The following is a 6,852-nucleotide window of genomic DNA, read 5'->3' on the forward strand; positions in this document are numbered from 1 at the left end:
TGATTGTACCGGGCTTTATCCTGATTAGTTTTAACACTTCGTCTGATAGCTTTGCTATGATTATTCAACAGGTTCTCCGGTTTACCCAGTTTTACTCCATTGGCTTTCTTGGCTTTTAATGATTGCCTGGTACGCTCGGATATCAATTTTGCTTCATACTCTGAAATCGAACTGATAATATGTAAGATGAAACGGTTGGACTGAGGGAAGTCGCAAAATACAATCTCTACATCGCTTTCCAATAACCGGCTGGTAAAAGCTACGTTTCTGGATAAACGGTCCGGCTTAGCACAAATTAAGACGGAATTACTCTGACGGCATAACAAAAGCGCCGCCTTCAGTTTGGGACGATTGTTGTCTTTACCTGTTTCGGTTTCTATATATTCTTCAAGGATAGATGCTCCATTTAAATAGTTTTGGATAATCTCCTGTTGTGCAGCTATACCAAGCCCACTTGTCTCTTGCTTTTTAGTACTTTGCCTGAGATATGCAATATAGGTTTTTGTGTCTGTTTTTGCCATTTTACATTTACTAAACGGTCGGCTAACTCTCGTTATAAACAACCGTGACTTATTTTATAGACAAAGTTAAACCCTGGCGATAGCATGCGCAAGATGCGCAATACCGAATGCTTACATTTCATAAAAGTCGCGCGGGAAACAGGAAAGGTCTATACCGAATACCTCCCCGAAATATTGCGCTATCCGGTTAAGTGAAGTTTTTCCGTTATTGAAGTAGCCTGCCGTATGTAGCGCATAGAGCAGTTCTATCAAATCGGTTTTATTGGCAGTCCACCGGAGGAGCGCTTGGGGCAAGGCCTGTTTCCGGAAAGGGCAGGCGGAATCATGTTCCGCCAGGATTTGTTTTTCTGTCCATTCTATTTGCTTATCAACAAGTTCAATGGACTTGCAGAGATAAATTTCTGCATTTTTTCCCGGTACGTTTGTCAATCCTGCAAGTTCTGCGCGGGTATAAACAAGCGCATGACGGTACGTTTCCCTGTCTGTACATGCAATGCCTTCTGTGAATAATTATCCGGCAAATTCCACATATATATTTTCCAATACCTCCGGTCGGACATCGATACCCGTTTGCAAGGCCTCCCGCAGCGCGGGGAACAGCCTCATCGAAATAAACCGTTCCATCATTTTTTGCGTTTTACATTTTTAAATATTTGGTAACCTGATTAAAAATTGAATAACTTCATCTTGTGAGGAAGATTTGAAAAAAAGCAGCAAGAACGAAGTATGTAAAATTCATTCTTACTGCTTAATTTACAAATGCGAACTATAAACCCATATCATTCATATTCCTTGATATCAATGGAATAGATTGTATTCATGCCGACTTATCCGACTTACCTGCACCGGATAATTATTCCTTCCATATTTCCTCCATATCTTTCAGCGTCTTGCTCTTTGTTTCCAGCAAACGCTTCCAAGCAAACAATGACGCCAGTATAGTAGTGTACCATAGACCCAGTAAGAGAATCCATGATTGAACATGCCGATCGTACATATCTTTTCATATTTTATATGTTGTTTATAAATTAGTTCTATGCTTATCGTGTATTTTACGAAAAACCTATCAATCCAATACGGTAATAGCACGAACCGACAGGCCATCGCAACCTTGCCACTTCAAGGGGAGCGAATAGAATGTAAAAACTCGATTGACGGGAGCTGTTCCTTATTTGTCAGTCTTTCGACAATCAGCCGAGCATTTTCCCATGAGCAGATTAGCAGTCCGTACCATTCGACGTAGGCATACCCATTTCCACCAAACCGATCTTTTTATGTGTAAATCAGTTGGTAAGTTCTTTAGAAACGTAGGGGAATCCTTAAAAAAATGACTGGTCGGGGAAATGATTACCCCAGCCTATATACAGTAGAACGCTACGTACTATTAGTTATTTTTAGATATATTTTCATCAGAATAGCCGAGTCTTGGTAATATGTTTATTGTTGAGGCAAACCATAACCATTTGTTATCTTACCTTTTGATTTGCTGATAGTTTCAAAAGGAATAGGATAAAAATATCTAGGTGGGTCTTGAGTCGTTTTTATTCCTGAAAGAATATTTCTGTCATAACTTGTTTCATTGTCCACAATATCAATGGCCCAGTTGGTCAATACATACCCATCTGCAATCAATGAGGCTGCCTCTGTTCCATTTGGGTCAATGTAATTGAATAGTCCTTTAATTGCCACATTATGATCTGTACCCTTTACTTTACCACTTACTACTGATGTACTCCAATCATACTGACCTCTCCATCCCGGGAATAGAACAGGATCGTTAACATCTGTACAATCATATGTCAATGGATTATCCAATCTGACTTTCTTAGTCAAAATATAATTAGATATCACATTACCGTTTGCAAATCGGTGATATCCCTGAGTACGCAAATTATTTATCATAACCTTCATTTCGTTACGGACAATAATCGCCCTTTCCGAAAATTTACCTGAACGTATTAAGTCCCAACGACGTACCCCTTCTCCGAAAAATTCCAACTTTCGTTCTTGCAATATCGCTTCTTTCAGTGCCTCATCGGATAGTCCATTTATATTGTGAGCCGAATTTCCAAATGCCCTTTCACGAATTTGATTAACCAGACTAATAGCTTCGGCATTTTTCCCCAATTCGGCTTTAACTTCAGATAACATCAATATTACATCGGCTATTCTCAAAACGGGATAATTGATACCTGACTGCCTTTGGGATGCAGAATAAGGTGGATTCATACGGTTATCATCCCATTTATTGAGCGAAATTCCTCCCTCAAGTTTCGAACCCGGCTTGAAATTAAGCATAGACTCATTCCCATCGCCAACGCTTCCCGTTACTGTTGTGCTAACATCTCTTCGTTTATCTTCGCTCTCAAATTCGCCATAATAAAATGTAGGTATTGCACGTACAGCGGCAAACACCTTACATGGTGCAGCATTTGAACCTCCACCATTGGAAGGGCGTCCAAAATTGTATGGATAGTCACTTGTTGTAGTTTGCCCACTCTGGCCTCCCTGAATATTACCTATTTCAAATAAAGATTCGGGGCTTATTTTCAATTCGTGCATATATTGAAAATGGCGTTGGAATGGATTATTCGCATAGTTTCTTTCATCAGAAGCGATTAAATAAGCAACCCCTTTGTTATCAATTGCCGCCTGCAAATATTGTTCAGCAATTTTGTAATAATCGAGATAATCGGTACGCCGTGCATACTTACAGTTGTATTCTTCTTTGCCTTTTGTGGTAAACTGTACATTTCCATACAGATCTGCAACATCTGTACGTATGGTTTGATAGCTTCCGGCATAAAGAGCTATTTGTCCTATCAGTGCGTTTGCAAACGTTTTGGAGAAACGCTCAGCGGTTATACCGCCTTCTCCTAATCTGTACATTAAAGATTCTACTTCTTTCAGGGAAGCAATCAAATTATCATAGATATCGAATCGTGAAGCTAAAGTATAATCATCGACGTAACTATTCTCATAACCATAGGGAACATCTCCATAATGTTTTACCAGATTGAAATAGCAGAAAGCTTTTATTGTTATCGCCTCTCCATATAGTTGAGTCCAATCAGAGGTTGTACCCGATACTATGTCAGACTGATATTCCGTTTTGTGGACTATTAAGTCGGCTACTTTGGCAGCGCGGGCTAATGTGCTGTAAAGATTGTTAAATGGGTCTCTCATAGCATCTATTGTCATGGATTCTGACAGCATAATAGCATTCAGATTGTTTGTAGAGGTCGCTTCGGGATACATCTCCGCGTCTGATCCTATGGGGTCGTTCCAATTATACAGACCTATTGCACAATTTTGGCGATAATTAGCATAACACCAAGATAACGTTTTAAATGTTTCGGAAGTTGTGGACGTTACAAAATCATCATCCGTATTAGACGGAGATGCAGTGTCGAGATAGTGACTACATTGAATAAAGGAAATGCATAACGTCAATATGGCTATATAAGATATTATTTTTTTCATAATTTATTGTATCATTGATCATTAGAAATTAAGATTTAAACCAATAACAAAAGACCGGGCACGGGGATAACTACCCCAATCCAAACCCAGGGTAGGATATACGGCATGATTTTGTTCCATGTTCGTATTTACCTCAGGATCAAGACCTGAATATCCGGTAACAGTTAACAGGTTATATATACTACTATAAATGCGAAGATTGCCTATTCCTACTCTCTTTATAATCTGTTTAGGGAATGTATAGCCCAAGGTAAGCGTATTCAAGCGTAAATACGAACCATTTTCAATACCTAAGGATGATGTTACGCCATTCTCATTGTATGCCAGTGGCAATGATGCATTTATATTGAGAGCATTCAGTTGTTCGGGTGTAGTGTATCGTACAAGTTGTCCGTCGACTACATCATAAAGTCTATATGCATTTTTTATAATGGAAAGTTTATTTTCATAGACGCCCATTTCTTTATATCCATACAAAGATGCTAATTTATTCACATTGTAGATTTCATTTCCATAACTCCAGTTGAAATATGCGCCAAAATCCACATTTTTGTATGTTGCACTGATATTGAAACCACCAGTATGGACAGGGTTCATATTCCCAATGACAGTCAGGTCTTCTTCATCTATCGTACCGCTACCATCCAAATCCTTATATTTAATGAGCCCCGGGTATGCTATTTGTCCCGATGGGCGCTCACCGGATCCTATTCCATGTACGGCTCCAATAAAAGAACCTACATCGGCAACTCTGTCTTTCAGTGTATACATGCCGTTCTCGTAATTGAAATCGTCGGTAGTATAGAAACCGTCATAAACCAATCCTCTTATTAAACCGACAGGACTTCCCACTTTCAGTATATAATCGTCGGACGGATATGTGCTACTACTTGCCCATTTTGTTCCGTAAAGTCCAGTTACATCATCTGCAAGCTTATCCACATTGCCTTTGTTAAAATTAATATTACCACTTGCTGTTATTTCCCAATCCTTATTTTTTAAAATTACACCCGAAAGCGAAATTTCAATACCCTTGTTGCTTGTTTGCCCAATATTGGCATAGGTCGAAGTAAAACCTGTGATTCCGGGTATATTTGTCAACATAAGTAAATCTTTGGTCGTATTTTTATATATATCAATTGTACCCCAAAGCCTATTATTGAAAAACCCAAAGTCAACACCTATATTCTGTGTTATGGTTGTCTCCCATTTCAGGTCTGCATTTGCCATTTGTGTAGAGGAGAGGTCATAAGCGGATCGATATTGATTGTCGAGTACATATTGCCACCTCCGATCGGTTTCTGAAGTCCAGAGCTGAGACCACAAATCGGAACTGATGCCATCATTACCTACTTGACCGTAAGACAAACGAAGTTTTAGGTTATCAATCCAACTAGCAGTCTTCATGAAAGATTCTTCCGATAGCCGCCAAGCAAAGGCTCCAGCAGGAAAATATCCCCAACGGTGATCAGGGGCGAACTTTGACGAGCCATCGGCTCGAAAAGTAAATGTAAATAAATACCTGTTTAACAAAGTATAGTTTGCTCTACCAAAGAACGAAAGGATACGGCTAGGAATATTTATGCTTGATGAAAAAGCACTGGTACCTGCATTCTGATCATACTGATTGATCATAGCAAAAGCATTATCCTTTGTAAAGTTCGAAGGAAAATGGTTTGCAGATATTCTTATCTCACTACCGCCTGAATTGGAGACTTCATATCCTGCCAATGCATTTATTTTATGTGTTTGGGCAAAACTGACATCATAATTTAATGTATTTGTCCAGCGTGAACCCCAACTATCCGATTTCAAATAATCGACAGCTCCGGCGTAAAGTTTTTCACCGGTTACATCATCAAGGTAGTTGTTATAAATGGCTCCCGACCACGCCTTTGTCTGATTCCATCTCCGGCTAAGGCTTAAGTCTGTACGGTAAGTCACCCCTTTAATAATTTTCCAGTTCAAAGTGACTGTTCCGCGTAAATTTTGCCTTGTAGAAAGAGGTTCATAATCTTTGATACGGTTATAAGAACTATAAGTATCCCATGTTGTAGTTTTTCCGTACTGCTCTATGTTGCCTTCTCTCAATGCATCTGTATCTCCTAGAATATCCACCAAGGCAATAGGTCGGAATTTATAAGAAGAAGACAGCAAAGAACCGCTTCCACTTGTAGTACCTTCATTTCCCATATTCTCAACATCCGTATAGCGCGTATCCAAGCTTATATTAAGATTGTCGAATAATTTTTGATCAACCTTAAGCGATACATTCGCACGTTTTGAATAAGAATTTAGTTTCATACCCTGCTCGTCCATATAATTTACAGAAAACATGACTTTTGTTTTATCTGTTCCTCCTGATACTGATAAATCATGATTGTGGGAGAAAGAACCGTTATAAACATCCTTTTGCATATCGTAAGTATCAATGTTCCTATAACTTTCGATTCCGCCCGGATTATGTTCTGTATATGTTCCTATGCCATATAGTTTTTCAAATGGAGTTCTGTAAGTTGCACCATTTGCATCGGCATTTGCCCATACATACTTCAGATAATCATAGGAGGAAAGAGCTTCTAAATATTTAACAGGTGTATTGATTTTCATGTAACCATTGTAAGTAACCGAAACTTTCCCTTCTTTTGCTCCCTTTGTAGTAACGAGAATTACGCCATTAGCCCCACGTGCGCCATAGATTGCTGTAGAGGATGCATCTTTTAGCACATCTATGCTTTCTATCTGGTCTATAGGAATATCGCTTAATGTACCGCTGACACCATCAATCAGGATTAAAGGGTCATTGTTTTGCGAAATGGAACTTCCTCCACGCACACGGATAGCAACT

General features: G+C 39.2%; 5 protein-coding genes. All 5 read right to left on the reverse strand.

Annotated elements, in window-relative coordinates:
• On the reverse strand, positions 1 to 521 hold a 521-nt coding region (locus tag ACYPZI_RS15230; RefSeq protein ID WP_459603112.1), incomplete at its 3' end, for a recombinase family protein.
• 111 nt (positions 522 to 632) lie between these two features.
• Positions 633 to 950, reverse strand: a complete 318-nt coding sequence (locus tag ACYPZI_RS15235) for an RteC domain-containing protein (protein ID WP_459603114.1) — start codon at positions 948 to 950, stop codon at positions 633 to 635.
• Between the two features lie 424 nt (positions 951 to 1,374).
• Positions 1,375 to 1,518 (reverse strand): hypothetical protein, encoded by a 144-nt coding sequence (locus ACYPZI_RS15240; RefSeq protein ID WP_459603116.1) that lies wholly within the window; start codon positions 1,516 to 1,518, stop codon positions 1,375 to 1,377.
• Between the two features lie 440 nt (positions 1,519 to 1,958).
• Complete coding sequence (locus ACYPZI_RS15245; RefSeq protein ID WP_459603118.1) at positions 1,959 to 4,004, reverse strand: RagB/SusD family nutrient uptake outer membrane protein; 2,046 nt, start codon at positions 4,002 to 4,004, stop codon at positions 1,959 to 1,961.
• A gap of 21 nt (positions 4,005 to 4,025) precedes the next feature.
• Positions 4,026 to 6,852, reverse strand: a 2,827-nt coding sequence (locus ACYPZI_RS15250) for a SusC/RagA family TonB-linked outer membrane protein (protein WP_459603120.1), incomplete at its 5' end; no start/stop codon positions are given.

This window comes from Dysgonomonas reticulitermitis, assembly GCF_054601275.1.

What these genes read in the sequence shown, in the direction of transcription:
- ACYPZI_RS15240 (WP_459603116.1), bottom strand. Translation starts at nt 1,518, where the DNA reads ATGTACGATCGGCATGTTCAATCATGGATTCTCTTACTGGGTCTATGG.
- ACYPZI_RS15245 (WP_459603118.1), bottom strand. Translation starts at nt 4,004, where the DNA reads ATGAAAAAAATAATATCTTATATAGCCATATTGACGTTATGCATTTCC.